This window comes from Pseudomonas coleopterorum (assembly GCF_900105555.1).
Lineage (GTDB): Bacteria > Pseudomonadota > Gammaproteobacteria > Pseudomonadales > Pseudomonadaceae > Aquipseudomonas > Aquipseudomonas coleopterorum.
In genome coordinates this window covers 4,157,147-4,176,274 of the sequence record NZ_FNTZ01000001.1, presented here as the reverse complement: position 1 = coordinate 4,176,274, position 19,128 = coordinate 4,157,147, and the positions used below count along the sequence as shown (strand labels likewise).

The 19,128-nt window shown below is 64.1% G+C and carries 18 protein-coding genes; all 18 read right to left on the bottom strand.

Going from position 1 to position 19,128, the window contains the following annotated elements; all coding sequences use genetic code 11:
• Positions 1-8: 8 nt before the first annotated feature.
• Positions 9-1,838: a S9 family peptidase gene (locus tag BLV18_RS18905; RefSeq protein WP_090360831.1), complete on the bottom strand. Its 1,830-nt coding sequence runs from the start codon at positions 1,836-1,838 to the stop codon at positions 9-11.
• Positions 1,804-2,964 (bottom strand): pyrroloquinoline quinone biosynthesis protein PqqE, encoded by a 1,161-nt coding sequence (gene pqqE / locus BLV18_RS18900; protein WP_090360828.1) that lies wholly within the window; start codon positions 2,962-2,964, stop codon positions 1,804-1,806. The genes BLV18_RS18905 and pqqE overlap by 35 nt, the downstream gene beginning before the upstream one ends.
• Positions 2,918-3,211, bottom strand: coding sequence for a pyrroloquinoline quinone biosynthesis peptide chaperone PqqD (gene pqqD, locus BLV18_RS18895; RefSeq protein WP_090360826.1), 294 nt, complete (start codon positions 3,209-3,211; stop codon positions 2,918-2,920). The genes pqqE and pqqD overlap by 47 nt, the downstream gene beginning before the upstream one ends.
• Positions 3,208-3,960, bottom strand: coding sequence for a pyrroloquinoline-quinone synthase PqqC (gene pqqC, locus BLV18_RS18890; RefSeq protein ID WP_090360823.1), 753 nt, complete (start codon positions 3,958-3,960; stop codon positions 3,208-3,210). The genes pqqD and pqqC overlap by 4 nt, the downstream gene beginning before the upstream one ends.
• 202 nt (positions 3,961-4,162) lie before the next feature.
• A complete protein-coding gene (gene pqqB / locus BLV18_RS18885; RefSeq protein ID WP_056845285.1) occupies positions 4,163-5,074 on the bottom strand; it encodes a pyrroloquinoline quinone biosynthesis protein PqqB in 912 nt (303 codons plus the stop codon).
• Between the two features lie 79 nt (positions 5,075-5,153).
• Entirely contained in the window at positions 5,154-5,225 is a 72-nt protein-coding gene (gene pqqA / locus BLV18_RS18880) for a pyrroloquinoline quinone precursor peptide PqqA (RefSeq protein WP_008365141.1), read from the bottom strand.
• 130 nt (positions 5,226-5,355) lie between these two features.
• Positions 5,356-7,809 (bottom strand): pyrroloquinoline quinone biosynthesis protein PqqF, encoded by a 2,454-nt coding sequence (gene pqqF / locus BLV18_RS18875; RefSeq protein ID WP_090360821.1) that lies wholly within the window; start codon positions 7,807-7,809, stop codon positions 5,356-5,358.
• Positions 7,810-8,017: 208 nt separating this feature from the next.
• Positions 8,018-8,182, bottom strand: coding sequence for a hypothetical protein (locus BLV18_RS18870; protein WP_090360818.1), 165 nt, complete (start codon positions 8,180-8,182; stop codon positions 8,018-8,020).
• A 122-nt stretch (positions 8,183-8,304) separates the two neighbouring features.
• Positions 8,305-9,387, bottom strand: a complete 1,083-nt coding sequence (locus tag BLV18_RS18865; RefSeq protein ID WP_049862447.1) for a polysaccharide biosynthesis/export family protein — start codon at positions 9,385-9,387, stop codon at positions 8,305-8,307.
• An 87-nt stretch (positions 9,388-9,474) separates the two neighbouring features.
• Entirely contained in the window at positions 9,475-10,674 is a 1,200-nt protein-coding gene (locus tag BLV18_RS18860) for a glycosyltransferase family 4 protein (protein WP_056845288.1), read from the bottom strand.
• The gene (locus BLV18_RS18855) at positions 10,652-11,725 is read right to left on the bottom strand and encodes an acyltransferase family protein (protein ID WP_090360816.1); all 1,074 of its coding nucleotides are present in this window, start codon (positions 11,723-11,725) and stop codon (positions 10,652-10,654) included. The genes BLV18_RS18860 and BLV18_RS18855 overlap by 23 nt, the downstream gene beginning before the upstream one ends.
• A complete protein-coding gene (locus BLV18_RS18850) occupies positions 11,722-12,831 on the bottom strand; it encodes a glycosyltransferase family 4 protein (RefSeq protein WP_090360813.1) in 1,110 nt (369 codons plus the stop codon). Before BLV18_RS18850 ends, BLV18_RS18855 begins: the two co-directional genes overlap by 4 nt.
• Positions 12,832-12,946: 115 nt before the next feature.
• Entirely contained in the window at positions 12,947-14,227 is a 1,281-nt protein-coding gene (locus tag BLV18_RS18845) for a glycoside hydrolase family protein (RefSeq protein WP_244156894.1), read from the bottom strand.
• 29 nt (positions 14,228-14,256) lie between these two features.
• Entirely contained in the window at positions 14,257-15,582 is a 1,326-nt protein-coding gene (locus tag BLV18_RS18840) for a hypothetical protein (protein WP_139211032.1), read from the bottom strand.
• Positions 15,551-16,789, bottom strand: coding sequence for a glycosyltransferase family 4 protein (locus BLV18_RS18835; protein WP_090360803.1), 1,239 nt, complete (start codon positions 16,787-16,789; stop codon positions 15,551-15,553). The genes BLV18_RS18840 and BLV18_RS18835 overlap by 32 nt, the downstream gene beginning before the upstream one ends.
• Entirely contained in the window at positions 16,786-17,790 is a 1,005-nt protein-coding gene (locus tag BLV18_RS18830; RefSeq protein ID WP_090360802.1) for a glycosyltransferase, read from the bottom strand. The genes BLV18_RS18835 and BLV18_RS18830 overlap by 4 nt, the downstream gene beginning before the upstream one ends.
• A 39-nt stretch (positions 17,791-17,829) precedes the next feature.
• Positions 17,830-18,342 carry a transcription/translation regulatory transformer protein RfaH gene (gene rfaH / locus BLV18_RS18825; RefSeq protein WP_056845295.1) on the bottom strand — a complete coding sequence of 171 codons (513 nt, stop codon included), beginning with the start codon at positions 18,340-18,342 and terminating at the stop codon, positions 17,830-17,832.
• Positions 18,339-19,124 carry a WbqC family protein gene (locus tag BLV18_RS18820; protein WP_090360798.1) on the bottom strand — a complete coding sequence of 262 codons (786 nt, stop codon included), beginning with the start codon at positions 19,122-19,124 and terminating at the stop codon, positions 18,339-18,341. The genes rfaH and BLV18_RS18820 overlap by 4 nt, the downstream gene beginning before the upstream one ends.
• Positions 19,125-19,128: the final 4 nt, after the last annotated feature.

Sequence of the window (19,128 nt, the reverse complement as noted above, 5' to 3'; positions counted from 1 at the left end):
GCACCCGTTCAGAGCAGGTCGACCAGTCCGCGGTCATCCTCCTGCATCACCTGCAGATAGAACCGCCATTCATGCTCCAGCGCATGTGCAAGGTTCGCAGCGTTGCGAAAGCCATGCCGTTCTTCGGCGTAGTAGTGCGCCTCGACGGGTATGCCATTGGCCTCCAACGCAGCCACCATGTCGCGGGTCTGTTGCGGCACGACCACCACGTCCAGCTCTCCCTGAAAGAAGATCACCGGCGCGGTGATTCGGTCCGCATGCAGCAGCGGCGTGCGGTCGGCGTAGCGCTGGTGGTCGATGTCCGGGTCGCCGATCAGCCAGTCCAGGTAATCGTTCTCGAACTTGTGGGTGACGCGCCCCAGGGCAGCCGGATTGCTGACCCCGTACTGGCTGGCGCCGGCGCGGAACACCTTGGCGAACGCCAGAGCGCACAACACCGTATAGCCACCCGCGCTGCCGCCACGCACGAACGCACGGTGCGGATCGATGCGGCCTTGAGCGGCCAGGTACGCAACCACAGCACACGCATCCTGCACGTCGGTTTCGCCCCAGCGCAGATGCAGGGCGTGACGATAGGCGCGGCCATGGTTGCTGCTGCCGCGATAGTTGAGGTCGGCGACGGCAAAGCCGCGTTGAGTCCAGTATTGAATGCGCGGATCGAACACCGGATAGCACGCCGACGTCGGCCCGCCGTGGATGAATACCACCAGAGGCGGATGCCGCTCGTCGCTCTGTGCCGTGTAGAAGAAGCCGTGTGCCTGTTCGCCGCCGCTGGGGTAGCTGAGCGGGTGCGGCAGGCTGACCTGCTCGGCCGGCAATGGCGAATAGCCGCCCGCCAGGGTGCGTACACTGTGGTCGTGGCGATCGATGGCAATTACCGCCGATGGCTGCACCGGCGAGCCGGCGATGGCGTAGAGGTGATCGGCGTCCATGGCCAGCGCGCGAAAGCGAGTGTATTCGCCGGTATAGTCCACGCATTGGCCTTGCCCATCGCACAGGCCCAGACGGCCAAAACCTGCTTCGAACCAGCTGCTCAGGTAGCCTTGGTCGCTCGTCGGCAACCAGGTGCAGGCACCCAATTGCCAAGGGGCCGCGGCGTGATCGGCCTTGGCGGCGGGCAATGGCGCCCAGTCGTCGTCGACCTCGGCCCAGGGTTGCCAGAAGCCGTGCGCGTCGGACAGGCAGTACAGCCGCCCCTGTTCGTCGAAGCGCGGCTGCTGCAGGCTGAAACCACTGGCCACGCACTCCGGGACAGCCGCCAGTTCGCTGCACATCAGGCGCGTTTGCGTCCAGGGTTGATGGGGCCGATCCCATTCGATCCAGGCCAGGCGGGTGCCGTCCGGGCTCAGCGCCGGTGATGCGTAGAAATCGGCGCCTTCGGCCAGCACGCGATGGCGCTCGCTGGCCAGGTCGATGGCCACCAGACGATGCGTGTCGCCGTCTTCCTCCACCGCCAATACCTGGCCTGCGGCATATTCCAGCCCCCCGTAGCGCATCTGGCCGAAGCTCAAAGGCTGCGGCAGGCCACCGGTCACCGGCTGACGGTACAGCTGCTGGTCGGCCTCGTTGACGAACACCAGTTCGTCATTCGCCAGGCAGAACGAGCCACCACCGTACTCGTAGACGCGGCTGCGCACGCTGTAACCGTCGGGTGTCAGGCACGTTGCCACGCCGTCGCGCTCGGTCCACACACGGCAAGCGCCATCCTGGGGGCGGAACTCGTTCCAGAACACGCCGGCGGGGCCTACCCGAAGTTCGGCGAAATCGGTCCCTGCGGCGACGGCCTGGGAGGCGCTGAAGCGGTCATGCTTTGGCGATGATGCGAGAGTTTCGTTCATTGCGGAAGGCCAGTTGTTCGATCGTCTGGGTGGCGTGTTCCGCTTCTTCGCGAGCCCGCAGAATCACGCCATGGTGGGGTGACTTGCTGCACACCGGGTCGGCATTGGCAGCATCCCCGGTCAGCATGAAGGCCTGGCAGCGGCAGCCGCCGAAGTCCTTCTCTTTCTCGTCGCACGAGCGGCAAGGCTCGGGCATCCAAGCATAGCCACGGAAACGATTGAAGCCAAAGGAGTCGTACCAGATGTGTTGCAGGCTGTGATCACGGACGTTGGGGAACTCCACCGGAAGCTGGCGCGCGCCGTGACAGGGCAGCGCGGTGCCGTCGGGGGTCACGGTGAGGAAGATGCTGCCCCAACCGTTCATGCAGCCCTTGGGGCGCTCTTCGTAGTAGTCGGGCGTGACGAAGATCAGCTTGCAGGCGCTGCCGGCCGCTTCCAGCTTGGCGCGGTACTCGTTGGTGATGCGCTCGGCGCGTACCAGTTGCTCACGGGTAGGCAGCAGGCCCGCACGGTTCAGCTCGGCCCAGCCGTAGAACTGGCAGGTGGCGAGTTCGACGAAGTCGGCCTCAAGAGCCACGCACAGCTCGATGATGCGGTCGGTCTTGTCGATGTTGTGCCGATGAGTGACGAAGTTGAGCACCATCGGATAGCCATGGGCCTTCACCGCACGGGCCATTTCCAGCTTCTGCGCGAAGGCTTTCTTCGAGCCGGCCAGCAAATTGTTGACCTGCTCGTCGCTGGCCTGAAAGCTGATCTGGATGTGATCCAGGCCGGCGGTCTTGAAGTCAGCGATCTTCTGCTCGGTCAGGCCGATGCCCGAGGTGATCAGGTTGGTGTAGAACCCCAGCCGCCGGGCTTCGCCGATCAGTTGTGCAAGATCCTGACGCACCAGCGGTTCACCACCGGAAAAACCGATCTGGGCCGCGCCCATCTCGCGGGCTTCGGCCATCACCTTGAACCACTGCTCGGTACTCAATTCCTTGCCTTGGGCTGCGAAGTCCAGGGGGTTGGAGCAGTACGGGCATTGCAGCGGGCACCGGTAGGTCAGCTCCGCCAGCAGCCAAAGCGGCAGGCCGACTTCAGGCGTGGGTGGCAGGCTGGGCAAGTTCGATCCAGTGCTGTGCACGGGCGACCTCCATGAATTGCTCGATGTCCTCGGCCAGTTCGGGCACGCCGGGAAACTGTTCTTCGAGCTGGGCGATGATAGTGGCCACACTGCGCTGACCATCGATCAGCCTGCCGATGGCGCTGGCACTCTCGTTGAGTTTGATCATGCCCTCGGGATAGAGGAGCACATGGCCTTTCTGCGCGGGCTCGTACTGGAAGCGGTAGCCTTGGCGCCATTTTGGGGTGCTTTGACGGTCGAAACTCATAGGGCGATCCCCTTGTGCCAGACGCGCTGGTCGGTGACGCTGTGATAGGGCGGGCGGTTCAGCTCGTAGGCCATGCTCATGGCATCGAGCATGCTCCACAGGATGTCGAGCTTGAACTGCAGGATTTCCAGCATACGCTGCTGGCCTTCGACCGTCGTGTAGTGCTGCAGGGTGATGCTCAAGCCGTGCTCCACATCGCGCCGGGCCTGGCCCAGGCGAGTGCGGAAGTATTCGTAGCCGGCCGGATCGATCCACGGGTAGTGGGCGGGCCAGCTGTCCAGGCGCGACTGATGGATCTGTGGTGCGAACAGTTCGGTCAACGAGCTGCTGGCCGCTTCCTGCCAGTTGGCCCGCCGCGCGAAGTTGACGTAGGCGTCCACGGCGAAACGCACACCGGGCAGGACCAACTCCTGGGAGCGCAATTGGTCGGGATCCAGGCCCACGGCCTGGCCCAGGCGCAGCCAGGCTTCGATGCCACCGTCTTCGCCGGGGGCGCCGTCGTGGTCGAGCAAGCGCTGGATCCACTCGCGACGAATCTCGCGGTCCGGGCAGTTGGCCAGGATGGCGGCATCTTTGAGGGGGATGTTGACCTGATAGTAGAAGCGGTTGGCAACCCAGCCCTGGATTTGCTCACGAGTCGCGCGGCCTTCGTACATCGCCACGTGATAGGGGTGGTAGATGTGGTAATACGCACCCTTGGCACGCAAGGCCCGCTCGAACTCGGCGGGGGTCATGGGGGTGTCGGACATTGTGGTTCTCCCGGGGAATGTGTTCGCAGTGCCGGCCTCTTCGCGGGCAGAGACCCGCTCCCACAAGGGCTGCATTGAACCCTGTGGGGAATGTGTTGTAGGTGAGGGCCTCTTCGCGGGCAGAGGCCCGCTCTCACAAGGGCTGCATTGAACCCTGTGGGAGCGGGTCTCTGCCCGCGAAGAGGCCCTCCCTGACACACCACTACAACTCGATGCTCATCCCATCGAACGCCACTTCGACGCCGCGCCTGGCCAGTTCGGCCCGCTGTGGCGAGTCTTCGTCCAGGATCGGGTTGGTGTTGTTGATGTGGATCAGCACCTTGCGCTGGCGCGGCAGGCCTTCGAGCACTTCGAGCATGCCGCCGGGGCCGTTCTGCGCCAGGTGGCCCATCTCGCGCCCGGTACGGGTACCGACGCCGCGTCGTTGCATTTCATCGTCATCCCAGAGGGTGCCGTCTACCAATAGACAGTCCGCGCCTGCCATGCGTTCGAGCAAGGCATCGTCCACCTGGCCCAGGCCCGGTGCATAGAACAGCGTGCCACCGGTACGGGTGTCTTCCACGATCAAACCCAGGTTGTCGCCCGGATGCGGGTCGAAACGGTGGGGCGAGTAGGGCGGCGCGGCGCTGCGCAACGGCAGGGGGGTGAAGCGCAGGTTCGGGCAGGCCGGAATCACGAAGCTGCCTGTCAGTTCGATGCGTTGCCAGTCCAATCCGCCATTCCAGTGGCTGAGCATGTTGAACAGCGGAAAACCGGTGCTCAGGTCCTGATGCACCATGTCCGTACACCAGACCTGATGCGGGCAGCCTTCGCGCAGGCTGAGCAGGCCGGTGGTGTGATCGATCTGGCTGTCGAGCAGGACGATGGCTTGTATCCCGGTGTCACGCAGGGCACGGCCCGGCTGCATGGGCGCAAAGCTCTGCAGTTGCGCACGGATGTCCGGCGAGGCGTTGCACAGCACCCAGTTCACCCCGTCGTCGGACAGGGCAATGGACGACTGCGTACGCGCATGGGCACGCAGGCTGCCATCGCGAAAGCCACTGCAATTGGTGCAGTTGCAGTTCCACTGGGGAAAGCCGCCACCGGCGGCGGAGCCGAGAATCTGGATATGCATGGAGAACTCGCAGCATCAAGCCTGGAAATGAAAACGCCCCGGTCATTGGCTGGCCGAGGCGTTGCGTTGCAACTGAAGCTTAGCGGCTGGCGAAGTACATAGTGACTTCGAAGCCGATGCGCAGATCAGTGTAAGCAGGTTTGGTCCACATAAGAGATCTCCTTCTGGGTTGATGGGCTTGTAGCATTAGTCCGCCCCGACCGTAGGACGTTCAATGCTCCTTGGGGCGCTATGTTACTAAATAAGAAAGCCGCCTATGGGTATTTATTCGATAAAGTCCGTTACCTGCCCGGTAACGATCGCTGGGCCGGCACCCACGAAGGCTCCAGTGCAGGGCCCGTTGCCAGGCACAGCCAACCACCGGTGCCGCTGGCCAGTTGCTGCGCCGCGTGGTTCAGGTCGTCGGGGCGTAGCTCGCGCACGGCTCGCTGCAGGGCATTCAGGTAGTCGGCACCATGGCCGGCCTGGCAGGCTTGCCAGAGCAGCTCGGCCAGGGGCAGCAGGTCCATCTGCGAGCGCTCGTGGCGACTGGCGAGTTCTTCGCGCTGAGTGTCCAGCGCAGCGGGTTTCAGGGTTTCGATCAGGGTTGGCAGGGTTTCGATGAAGGTCTGCACATGGCCCAGGATATCGGCCAACGGTGCCTGGGGTGACTGCACGCCGAACACCAGACCGGTGCGGCCAGCCATCTGGCGCAGGCCACTGAACACGGCGTAGCCCAATTGCAGCTCGACGCGCATGCGCTGGTAGAACGAGGTCTGGCACAACTGCGCCAGCAGGCGCCAGGCGGCTTCGTCGGCGATGCTCTGGCTTGGCACCGGGCAGAACAACAGCAGCGCCTGTTCGCTCGACTGGCAGGGCACATGACTCCAGCTACGCCCCGATTGAGCCGGATGCGGTTGCGCCCGCTGCGGGCTGGCGGTGCCGGGCATCTTGCGCAAGGCATTGTTCAGGGCGCTGCGTTCACCGTCGTTGATGCCGACGGCCAGGCCGTCCCAGCGCGCCGCGCCCCACAGCTTCTGCAAGGCCAGGGGGTGCAGGTCCTCGTCGGAGGTGCGGCTGTGGAAATAGCCCAGACTGTGGTCGGGCAGGCGCTTGAGCAGTTCCTTGATGGGGGTCAGAGTGGTACTGGTGGATTCCTGCCCGGCCTGGTGCCAGACCTCCGGGGCCGGTATGGCCAGCAGCTCCAGGGCTTGCTCCAGCAGCGCCGGGATGGGCGCCTGCACGCCGCTCAGCTTGAGTTGCCAGTCGTCGCCCAGGCTGCTGAAGACCATCTGCACACCGGCCTGGCGTGCTTCTTCGGTGAGTTTGCGCAGGCTGTCTCGCAACGTACGGAACAGCCCCTGATGGCGCGAGGCATTGACGCGCCAGCGCAAGTACAGAGCGGCTTCATGGCTGTGCGCCGAAGCGCCGTCCCGATAGGCCAGACCTTGCGGATCCGGTACGGGATGGTCCGGGCGGCGGCTGGGGCGCAGAAAGCGGTTGCGCGGCGGCAGTCGCCAGCGACCGGCCAGGTCGCGTTCCGGACCGGCTGCCACCGGGTGCAACAGGTGCTCGGGGCGCAGGTGTTCGAGAATCTCGCGCAACGCCTGCAAGGCTTGGCGGCTCAACTCGCACGGCGTTTCATCGCTGTGATGGCGAGCCAGCTCCAAGGCGCTGGCGACCTGCAAGCGGCGCTCGTTGAGCAGGCGGAATTCCTCGCGCAGGCCTTGCCAGTCGTCGTGGGCCTGGAAGAACTCCAGCCAATCGAAGCACAGCTGGCCGATCAGCGCGGTCGCCGTTTCGCCGGCCGGCGTGAGCTTGAATTCGATATTGATCAGGGCCTGGTCGGCGAAGGTATAGAACGTGCTCAGTTCCAGGGTATGCACCAGTTGCCGACGGCGCAACTCGGCCAACAAGCCGCCGTGCTGGCTGGCCCCCAGCCAGGTGGCGAGAAACTCCAGGGCCTGGGTGGCGCCGCGGGGCAGGTTTTCGCAGGCGAACAGCAGGTTGAACCGGCCCTTGTCGGGCGGCTCGACCGCTTCGCTCGGCGTGCCCACCAGCGGTGGCGGGGCGATCTGTTCGGCGGTGTCGCCGGGGCGCAGCGCACCCGCCGCTTTTTCTGCCATGGCACGCAGCTGCTCCAGCGGTTGCGGGCCGACCAGGCACAGGGTCATCTGTCCGGTCTGGTAGAAGCGCCGGTAGAAGCTGCGCAGGTCCTGCTGGAACGAATCGCGCGGTACCGGCAGGCTGTAGCGATTGCCGGCGTGGAAGGCCCGCAGCGGATGCTCGGCGTCCAGCGCGCTGGTCAACCATTGCTGGTGGCGTGCCTCGGGGTCGCGTGACCAGGCGACGAATTCGGCGTGCAGCACTTCGCGTTCGCGCAGTTGCTCGGCCTGGGTCATGCGCGGATGACCGAGCATGTCGCACAGACGTTCCAGCGCACCGGCGAAGGCATTCACCGGCACTTCGAAGAAATAGTCGGTGCAGCGCTCGCGGGTGCTGGCGTTGATCTGCCCGCCGTGGTTCTGCACGAAGGCCATCAGCCCGTGGTCGCCGCTGTGGCGTTCGGTGCCGAGAAAGAACAGATGTTCAAGGAAATGAGCCAGACCCGGCCAGGCGGCAGGTACGTCGTGGCTGCCTGCGGCAACGCGCATGAAGGCGGCGGCACGCTTGAGACGTGGCTCATGATGCAGGCGCACGTGCAGGCCGTTGTCCAGCACCACATGTTCGGCGGCCGGCAGTGAAGGTTGAGGCATGTCAATTCCCTTTGAGCGGTCAGGCTGTAGGGCGTAATCGTAGCGGATTTGGGGGTAGGCGGGGGAGCCGTTCGCACAGGGATTTTCCAGGCAAAACGAGCTTTTTTGCGGATTGCGGAGAAATGCACATCTCGGGAGGCGATGTGGCGGCCGCCGACATGAATCGGCGCCGCCAGACCACGGTCTTCAACTCAGCTCACAGACAGGCTCAAGCCTTGTCATCCTGCTCGTCCTGCTGCTCATCGTCGTGCTTGAGCGCCGGCTTCATGCCTGGCTGTGGCGCGTGCTCGGCGTTGGGTGCGATCTCTTCGCCGTGGTTCTTCTTTTCCTGCTGGACTTTCTTGTCGTGGGCAACGTTGCGTGGGTCAGTCATGGGAATTCCTGGTGTGGGCAGATGATTCGAATACCCGTCGACGCGAAACGCTGGCAATGAGCGCCCGGGCAAGACTTGGAGTGGAGCGCTTGCCCAAGCGTTCAGTGCCGCTTCAGGTCAGATCACTGACTCAGCGCATTGCCAGTAGCGACCACGGACGCCGAGGGCAGCAGTTGGCTGATGAAGCGGTTCCAGCGGGTGATGTCCGAAGGGCCGACGAACACGACGTCCGAGGCTTGCAGGTCGAACTGGCGGGCGAGCAGGAAAGCGGTTGGCTTCTTGGCGTTGAGGTAGAACACCGTGGCGGGTTGCTGGGCGCGCTCCTGGGCGCCGCGGATCACGTAGATGGCCTCGGCGTTGGCGGTTTCCTGGGACAGGCCGCCGGCGTTGCCCAGCGCTTCGAGCAGGGTGAAGGTGCTGGTGCCGTAGGTCATCACCTGGGGCGAATTGACTTCGCCGAGCACGTAGACCTTGTTCGCCCGGTTGTTGCCCAGGTGCAGCTGGTCGCCGTTCTTCAGGTAGATGCCGTTGAGCTTGGAATCCTTGCGGTTCAGGGTGTCGATGTCGAGCAGGTACTCGTGACCGTCGCGCTTGAGGATCAGCCCGGCCAGGTTGCCGCTGCCATCGTCGCCACCGGCACGGCTGACCGCTTCGATCAGCGACAACGGCACGTTGTTCAGCACCTGGGGACCTGCGTTCTTGAACGAGCCGGAAAACACCACGCGCTGGCTGGCGTAGTTCTGCACGTTGACGTCCACCTGGGTGTCGGTCAGGTAGCGCGAGAGGGCGCGTTGCAGGTCATTGCGCAGTTCGCTGACGGTCTTGCCTTCGGCCTGAATGGAGTTGATGAACGGGTAGTACACGGTGCCGTCGTTGCGCACGATCTGCGTGCCCTGGGCGCGCGGTTCCTGGTTGGTCGGCGAGTTCAACTCGACGTGGTCCCAGACGGTGATCTGCAGACCGTCGCCGGCGCCGATGCGGTAGTCGCCTGGCTTGTAGGCATACAGCGCGGCCGGTACGGGTTCTGGCCGGTACTGGTTCTGATGCTGGGCGACGGTCTGCGCGTTGATCGGCAGGACCGTGACCGGTCCGGTTTCGCCGATGTCATCGGCGGCATCCTCGGGCGTCATGTGTTGCCCTGGGGAAAACACACATCCTTGCAGCAGCACGGCGAACAACGCGACTACGAATACAGTTCGTTTCATTGCAATCTTCCTTGGAGAATCGGACTTCTCACACGGTATTTGGGAGGTTCGGAACAGCGGTGTGGCGGTGAAGTCTTTTCGTGGAGCCTAGAGTTTCTGGGCTGCGGCGAGCAGCAGACCGGCGTCGGCCAGGCCCAGTACCGGGTTGCAATCGAAGGCATCGCCCAGGCGCGCCTCGTTCCAGCGGTTCTCGACGAACTGGCGCATTTCCCGTTCGAAGCGCTTTTCCGCGAATTGCAGGGCGTTCTCGCGGCAGGCGCGGGGGTTGAAGCGCGAGGCCTGGCTCTCGAACGTCTCGATGGCGGCCGTGAGCGCCGCCACGGTCTGCTGGTAATAGAACACCCCGGTAGGGTTGTCTTCGTTGAGCCCGCGTACGGTTTCCAGGGTGCCCCCGCGGCCGAAGGCGATCACCGGCGTGCCGCAGGCCTGGGCTTCCACCGGGCTGATGCCGAAATCCTCTTCGGCAGCGAAGACGAAGCCGCGGGCGTTCTGCATGTGCTCGCGCAGCACTTCGAACGACTGGTAGCCCATCAGCGTGACGTTGGGGCCGCACACCGCGCGGCACTTGTCCATTTCCGGGCCGTCGCCGATGACGATCAGGCGCTTGTCGGGCATGGCGCTGAACGCCTCGACCATCATCGGCACCTTCTTGTACGGCACCATGCGCTGGGCGGTCAGGTAGAAGTCCTGCTTCTCGGTCTGCAGGTTGAAGCCGGTGGTGTCGACCGGCGGATAGATGACGGTCGAGGGACGGCGATAGGCCTTGTCGATGCGTCGGCCGATGAACTGCGAGTTGCTGATGAACTCGTCGACACCGGCGGCGGTGCGCTGGTCCCACATGCGCATGTAATGCAGGATCATCCGTGCCACCTTGCTCTTGATACCGGCCAGCAGATTGGCCTCGCGCAGGTACTGGTGCTGCAGGTCCCAGGCATAGCGGATGGGCGAATGCACGTAGCTGATGTGCAACTGGTTGGGGCCGGTCAGCACGCCCTTGGCCACCGCGTGGCTGCTCGACAGGATCAGGTCGTAGCCGGACAGGTCCAGTTGCTCGATGGCCATGGGCATCAAGGGCAGGTATTTCTGGTAGCGCGTGCGGGCCTTGGGCAGGCGCTGGATGAAGGTGGTGGTGGCACGCTTGCCGCCCAGGTGCACGCGATCTTCGTCGCTGAGAAAGTCGATGACCGAGAACAGGTCGGCGTCGGGCCAGATCTTGAGCATCGAGGCCAGGACCTTTTCGGCACCGGCGTAGGTGACAAGCCAATCATGGACGATTGCTATTTTCATAGGGCACCTGCAGTTCGGGAATGAGGGGCGCGCTCGGGCGAGCACGGGTGTTGAGTCGTTTGCTCAACTGGATAAAAGGCAGTTCGACGAGGCGATAGCTCACGTGCGCGGCCAGCAGTGACAGCGCGGTGGCAAGCAAGGTGACCGACAACGAACGACCGGGAACGCCCAGCAGGTAACGGCACAACAGCTCCATGCTCGGGTGCAGCAGGTACAGCGAATAACTGATGGTGCCCAGCCACAGCAACAACGGTTGATGCAGGCGGATGCGCTGGGTCAGCAACATGAAGCTGCTGATGGCCAACAGGTAGGTGAAGCAGTAGCGAAACCAGTACTCGCCGTTGCCGGCATCGAAGCCGTAGGCGGCGTAGAAGGTCGACGGCAGGGCCACGGCATAGGCCAGCAGCAGGCCCTTCACGCAGCGCCGTACCTGGTAATCGGCCTGGCCGAGCAGGCAGTCGCGCCAGATCGAACCGAACAGCATCAGCGACAGGCCCAGCGGCAAGGCCACCGGCAGCTTGCGTTCGAGCAGCATGCGCATCATGCCCATGCCCACCGCAGCGGCCAGCAGGGCCAGGGCGCAGGCGGCACGGAAGCCGGTACTGCGCAGGCGACCGATCAGCATCAGGCCCAGGCACAGCGCATAGAACAGCCACTCGATGAACAGCGTCCAGTACAGCCCCATCACGTCTTCGACGCCCATGGCCGCCTGCAGCATGGTGACGTTGGCCACCACACGCTGCCAGGTCGGCAGGGTTTCGCCGGTCAGTGCCAGCATGCCGATGTACAGGGCCAGCGACAGCCAATAGGCCGGGTACAGGCGCAGCACCCGCGAGACGATGAAGCGACGTGCGCCGCCGGGGCCAGGTTGCAGGCTGAACGGGATTACCACACCGCTGAGCAGAAAGAACCAGATGACGCCCAGCTTGCCGATGTCCAGCCAGAAATGCGGCAGCGCACCGGGGCCCAGCAACGGCTGCCACAAGTGACAGACCACCACCAGCAGGGCGGCGATGCCGCGCAAGGCATCCAGATACCCCAGGCGAGTCATGAGTGCTCCTTGCCGGGCGACGGCTGGGTCAATGCGGCACTGCGCGGACGTCGCATCTGGACCGTGTCGATTCGGTCGCTGATCAGCCGTGCCGATGCGTCCCAACTGAACCGCGATACATTCTGCAGGCCCAGGGTGCGCAGGTGCTGGCGGATGGTCAGGCTGTTCAAGGCCAGCGCCATGGCCCGGCTGATGTGTTCGACGTCCAGTGGATCGAAGTACAGCGCGCTGGACTGCAGCACCTCGGGGATCGAGGCGGCATTGGCCGCCAGCACCGGGCAACCGCAGGCCTGCGCTTCGAGCGGCGGAATGCCGAAGCCTTCGTACAGCGAAGGAAACACGAAGGCCGCCGCGCCCTGGTACTGCTCGATCAGCTGGGCGTCGGTCAGGCGCCCGAGAAAGCGCACCCGTGGATCGCTGTTGGCAAGAGCCTCCAGGTTCGGGTCGGAAAACACCGCGCCGCCGCCACCGACGATGCGCAACTCCACCTGCTCGAAGCCCTTGAGCTGCAGGAACGCCTGGATCATGCGGCTGAAGTTCTTGTGCGCGCTGGGCGAGGACACTGCCAGCAGATAGCGCGGACCGGCCTGCAACGGTTCACCGGGTTGAAATTCTTCGCCCACGGCATTGGGCACCACGAGGATCTTCTGCGCCGGAAAATCGTAGAACTCGCCGATCTCGCGCTTGGAAAACTGGCTGACGGTGATCAGTGTCTTCAGACGCTTGAGCAACAGCGGCGTCATCAGCCGATAGGCCGTGCGGAACTGCCAGGTATAGCTGTGTGGATGACGCACGTAGGTGATGTCGTGGTGCGTGGCGATCTGATTGCCATAGAACAGCGGCGCGGTGGCGCACAACGACAGCAACAAGGGGTTGCCCTGGCTGCGCAGGTAGCGCGGCAGGTCCAGTTGTTCCCACAGGTGGCCAGTGCGAGTGCCCACGACCTGGGCGTCCAGCAGCCGAGCGGTCTCGTGCATGCGCACACCCGGTGAGGTGACGAACACCAGGTCGTCACGTTGCCGCTTGAGGGCCAGGCAGGTCTGCTCGGCGAACCGTTGCACCCCGCGCAGCTCCTGGGTCAGAAAACGTGCATTGATGACAATCATCGGAACATCCTTGGCTCACGCGCTTGCTAGAGGTAGTGCCGCGTCCAACGGTCGCGGTCGAAGGCGGCGCAAGATGCACCGCAATTACGGCCCGCTCCTGCGGGCGTCGCGTTTTCTACTGGGTGAACAGCCAATTGGCTTTGCCCAGGCTGATGATCTTGGGGAACTCGGAGGCGGTCACCACCGTGGTGCAGTAGTGCTCCCCGCAATCCCATGGGTTCTCGCTTTCGCGCATGCCCACCCCGGCCTGGCGTGTGTCGATCAGCCGCGCGCCGCCCTGCAGCAGGGCGCTGGACTGGATCCGTACCGGCCGCGACTGACCCACCGCCCAGACCACCAGCACCTGTTCATCACCCTTGGCGAAGCGCAATTGGTACAGCGTGTCGCTGATCACGCTGTGCTTGGCGTCGTAGCGGTACTGTGTCAGGTACGGTGCAATCGCCTTGAGCGTGGTGTACGCCGGCTTGGGGTTCAGATCGTTGTCGAGCAGGCCGAAGTTGTGTTCGCGCTCCTTGGGGTCGCGACCGTCGTTGAGCAGGTCGTACCACCACATGCCCTGGATCGCCGGATGAATGCGCGCCAGGAAAAACCCTCGCGCCAGGTACGCGGCCTGGGTGGTTTCGCTGACCCCGCAAGGCTCGTCGGCGCTGGGCCAGCTCATTTCCGTCAGGTACAGCGGCACTGGGCGCTCGGCCAGGGCGTCGAGGCGGCTGGAGATGTCGCTCAGCCACTTGATCCAGCTTTCCGGGGTGTTGCCTGCATGGTCCTTGCGGCAGTGGACATACGGGTGCAGCGACAAGCCGTCCAGATCGTCCATCACACCAGCCTCTACCAGTCGGTCGGCGAAGCCTTCCTGCAGACCCTGAGTGGTCACCGCGCCGGCCACCAGGCGCACGTCTGGGTCGTTGCTGCGCACCAGCGCGCTGGTGTCCTTGATCAGCGTGGCGTAGTCCTGGCTGAAGGCTTCGCTGGTCGGGTCTTCCAGGTCCCATTCGTTCCAGATCTCGTAGAAGTCCACCTGGCCACGCAGGCGCCGGCTGATGAAGTTCACGTAGTTGGCGAAAGCATCGCGCACGAAAGGGCTGCGTGGCTTCGCATCTTTTTCATACCACTGGTTGCCGTAGCCCAGGATGAGCATGTTGCCGATCTGCCGTTCGCGCAGGGCCTGCAGATAGCGCTGCCAGCCCATCGGAAAGTTCAGGCGCTTGGGCTCCAGTTCTACCGTTGACCAGAACAGGTCATCGCGGGCCGAGGTGATGCCAGCCTCTTTCATGAGCAAGGTCGGCCGTGCCACCGGCGCGCTCGAATGAAGCAGATGGGTACCGACCCCGACGATGAAAGTGTCGGCGGCCTTGGTGTTCGCATGGGTGAACAGCCCCAGCAGTAACCAAACCATACGTTGCAGCAATCTGGGCATAAAAAGGTTCACGTCAGTTGAAGGCCATCGGGGTAGTCATCACGGTTGCTGCGACGTCGCTCGGTAATCAACCACTGCACGGGCATGGCCTTGCGGCGCAGCGCATGGGCGATGGCCATGCCCAGAAAGATCCCGCAGACCGGCACTTCCAGCACGTCAGTCGTCCAGCCCACCACCACCACGCACAGGGAAATGCTCAACAGGGCGCGAGCCATCCAGCTGTTCTTGCTGCGCAGTGTCATCAGCAGCGGCAGGAGCAGCGCGTAGAGCACCGGGCCCATGACGCCGAAACTGGCCCACAGGTACATGAACAGACTGTCGGCCACGGCCGGGTACTTGACGTTGTCCACGGGAAACATGTTCACCGCGCTGCCGACCATGCCCAGGCCGCCGCCCGTCCAGCTCCAGTCGCGGCGGGCCACTTCATCGGCCAGGCGCGGCCAGGTGTTGATCATGCGGTCGTACAGCGACACCAGGCTGCCTTCGGCGCCACTGGCGGCCAGGCTCGGATCCAGCGGCGTCCACAGGCCAACCAGTGGCAGCACGGCGCCCATGCCAATCAGTACGACGAAGGCCACTCGGCAGAGCAGGCGCTGGTTGTAGAACGGCATCACCAGCAACACGGCGATGAGCGCCACGGCGGTGGACTTGTTGGTGGTCACCAGAATGGTCACGAACGCCACGCCCAGCAAAGCGAGCAGCAGCACCTTGGAGCGGGTGAAGGCACACAGGTACAGGGTGAAGACCGCGGTCAGGGTGGCGGCTGTGGTCGACATCCGCGCGAATCCTGCCGGGCGGTCGATACCGTCGGCTGCCCAGGTCATGTTGCCGGTCAGCTCCTGGTCGCCCAAGTTGTAGCTGTAGCCTTTCCACGGCACCGAAAACAGACTGTCGGCGTACACGCCGACGATGGTCGCCAGCAGGCACAGGCCGATCGCCCAGCCCAGCAGCTTGCGGCGCTGTTCCAGATGCTCCCCGCAGACCAGCCCGAACAGTAACGGGATATAGCCGAACAGGGCGAACAGCGGGTTCACCAGGGCCGCGCCGTGGAGCATGCCCAACCCGGCCGAGACGACCAGGCCCAGCAACAGGATCCAGAACAGGCGGTGGGTCTTGAGCGTGGTCAATTCCAGGGCGAACAACACCACGCACAGCACCTTGGGCAGGTACAGCAAGGCCGAGATGCCGGCCTGATCGAAGTAATAGCGCAACGCACCGGAAAACGTCTCGACCAGCAGCAGGGCGATCGCGGTCCAGACCACCAGCGTCGACTTGTTCACCGCAAGTCGTGTCGCCGGGGCCTCAAAGCGACTGAGTGACAGGGCTGATTTCATGATGGACATTTCTTCTTTGCAGAACATCGAGGAACAGCTGTTGATAACTGTCGAGCATCCGTTCCTGGTCGAGCAGGTGCTCGACGCTGTTGCGCGCCTGGGCGCCCAGGCGTTCGCGCAGCTCGGGGTCGCGGTACAGCTGCAGCATCGCCAGGCCCAGGGTCTGTGGCTCGTCGGGGTTGCACAGCAGGCCGTTGACGCCATCCTGGATGATCTCCGGCAGGCCGCCGCGGGCACTGGCGATCACCGGCACCGAGTGGGCGCAGGCTTCCACCGCCACCAGGCCGAATGGCTCGTTCCAGATCGAAGGCACGATGGCCACGTCGATCTGCCGATAGAAGCTGTCCGGCGACTGATAGCCGACGAAGTGGATGTTTTCGCCGCTGGCTTCAAGCTTGAGCACCTGCTCGTAGTCCAGTTGCCCGCGCCCGGCGATCTGCAAGGTGGCGTTGAACGGCAACCGTTTGAACTGATCGATCAGCCAGCGCAGGCCCTTGGGCTCGGACAAGGTGCCCAGGTAGCCGAAGCGCAACGGTTCGCCTTGGGCCATGCGGGTGAAACGCGACGGTGCAGGGTCGATCTTCGGGCTGGCGTTGTAGATCACCTGCTGCGAAGCGTTGCGGAAGAAGCGTGCGTCGGTGAGCTTGCCCAGCAGGTGCTGGCTGACCCCCACCACTGCGTCGACCTGGGCCGAGCGTTCGGCATGGCCTTGGCGGAAGTGCCTGCACAGCGTGCAGGGCACCTTGCAGGCGGCGTTCTTCTTGAACATGTTGCTGCTGGGGCACATCAGGTACATGTCGTGCAGCACCTGCACCAGCGGCAAACCGGAGGCGGAAATCTCGTCCCAGGCCGACACCGACCAGCCACTGAGGTTGTGGCACACCACCAGGTCGACGTGCTCGGCGGCCAGCACTTCGCGCAGGTAGGTGCGCATGCCCATGTTGTACTTGTCGCGCAGGTGCCAGCCCAGCCGGGCCAGCGCGCCGGGGCGCTGCTCGCTGAAGTGCCAGTAGGTGTTGAGCAGCCCGGCGCGGTAGACCTTCACGCCCTTGACGTATTCATGCTTGAGACCCGCATCGGGGCCGGTGCTCAGCACGCAGACCTGGTGGCCACGCTGCTGCATGCCCTCGACCGTGCGTTGCAGGACGATTTCAGCACCGCCGCCGATGTGCGGCGAGTACAGGCTGCTCAGGAACAATATCTTCATAGTGGGTAGGATTCATGAATGCCCAGACGACCCGATTCCCCGTCACGCATGGCTTGTTCGAGCAAACCCAGGCGTCGGTCCGAACCGCTCCTTTTTGCGAAATAGCGCAGCAACAGCAGAAACACCGAGCGATTGAGCCGATACAGCAGCGTCGAGCCGGCCCACACGTGCTTGTCGAACCAGGCCTGGTTGCGCGCGGTGTAATAGGCGCGCAGGTCCGAGTTGCCGAGCAGGAAGCTCTCGAAAATGTTGTTGGTGCGGGCCTTGGCATTCCACGACTCTTCCAGGTCGTCGAGCAGCGCCTCGGTCACCAGAAAGATCTGCCCGCCGCTGGCGGTGATGCGCCAGGTGTATTCGGTGTCATCGGCATACAGCAGCAGGTCTTCGAGCGGCAGGCCGATGCGCTGGAACACGCTGCGGTGCGCGAGCAGGCCGCCGTAGGTGGTGAAGGGCAGTTGCACCAAGGGTTTGCTGGCCGCCTTGCGCCCGGCCGGTTTTCCCCAGGGCGTACGCCGCCACAGCTTGTAGGGCAATTGGGCAATGTGGAAACCGAAGCAGCTGGAGCGCAACTGGATCGCATAGCGATGCGGCACCCCGGCGGCGATGTCGGCCTGGTGGTTGGGTCGAAAACCGATCACGGCGGCCTTGTCCACGCCCACGATGCGCTCGCACTCGTGCAGCCGCTGGTGCAGGGTCTCGACAGCGCCGAGGGTAGGTGCATTGTCGTCGTCCATCAGCCACAGGTATTCAGCGCCCTGCTGCAACGCCGCCTCGATACCGACCTTGTAGCCATTGGCCGAGCCGGTGTTGCTGGGCAGCTCGATCACGGTGATCCGGGTCGGCCATTGCGTGCGCAGCGAGTTCAGATCGGCGCGCGACGCGTTGCTCACCACCACCACCCGTTCGATGTGTGCGGAGGCCAGCGAACGCTCGATCAGCGCTTCGAGGTAACAAAGGCGGTCGCCGTACGTCAGTGTCACCAGGGTGGTCTTGGCATTCATCGAACTGCTCTCCTGAAGCATCGTATGTCGGTGCGCCGCTCAGCAGGCGTGCGCGGTAAGCCGCTGCAGGCTGCTGCGCGGCAGGCTGATACGCTGCTCGCGTTGCAGCAGGTTGAGCAGGATCACGGCGCGTTCGTCGCCGTCCTCGCAGAGGAAAATGGCCTGCACTTCACTGTCGCCGGTGCGCACTCGCACCGCTTCGCCTTCGGTGAAACGCACCGCGTTCGCGGCGCTTGCCTGGGTGCGCTGGCGAATGCTGGCGATCAGGCTGTCCGGTACCGGGCACGGCATGCCGCCGAAGGCGACGACGCGGCACACGCCACGGGTGGAGCGGATCGGGTACCAGTTGTCGTTGCAGTCCAGGCGGATGAACAGGTAGCCGGGGAACAAGTCCTCGTCGGCCACGCGGCGGCTGCGGGTCAGGGCAGGGGCGGCGCGCAACGGGCGAAAGCACTCGTATTGCTGACGCAGCAGATGTTCTTCGGCACGGGCTTCCTGCCGCGGTTTGGTCTGGATCAGGTACCAGTTGGCATTGCTGTCGAAGTCGTTCATGAGCGCATCTCGATGGCGTGGACGGAAGGACTGGTGGCCACCCTGCGGGTGTCCTGTGCAGCGCTCGGCTTGAGCGTGCTGTAGCACGGCAGCCATTGGCGAATCCGTGATACCGGGTTGAACATCAGTACGTCGATGATCGACAGGTTGGGCACGAACGGGTCTTTGAACTGCGTGTAGCAAAGCTCGTCCATGCGGTGAAAACGCAGTTCCAGGTCGTGACGGGCGAAGTACTCTTCGTCGTACAGCGCCGTGCCGCCGATAGGATTGAGGTAGCGCTGCGCGCCGAAGTGGCGGGCCAGCTTCACCACGCGGTCCTGCTTGTCCAGCACCTGGCGCTCGTCCACCGGCAGGGTGGAGGCAACGTGGATCGGCGTGTCGATCTGCAGGTATTCGCAGACTTTGCGCAGCGAGTACTCCAGGTACAGCGCCAGGTTGCGTTCCGGGCAGGTCATCAGCGGCTCGAGCAGCGCCAGCACGTCGTCGCGGTAAGGCGCGCGGGAGTAGCTCATGGCAATGGTCTTGAGCAGCTTGCCCAGCACCTGCGGGGCACTGTCGCTGAGCTCGCGCTGGTTGATCGCCAGGTCCGAGCGGTCCTTCTTCAGCGGCAAGGTGAACAGGGCCGGTGCGCCACAGCTGAGCAGCCGGTTGCGGTTGACCCAACCCGGATGTACGTACTGCAGGTTGTCGCCGAGCACAAAGGCATCGGCGCCGGCGATCAGCTGGAAATAGCCGAAATAGGGAAACCAGTAAGGCTGCATCATTGCAACGGTGCGGGGCATCGGG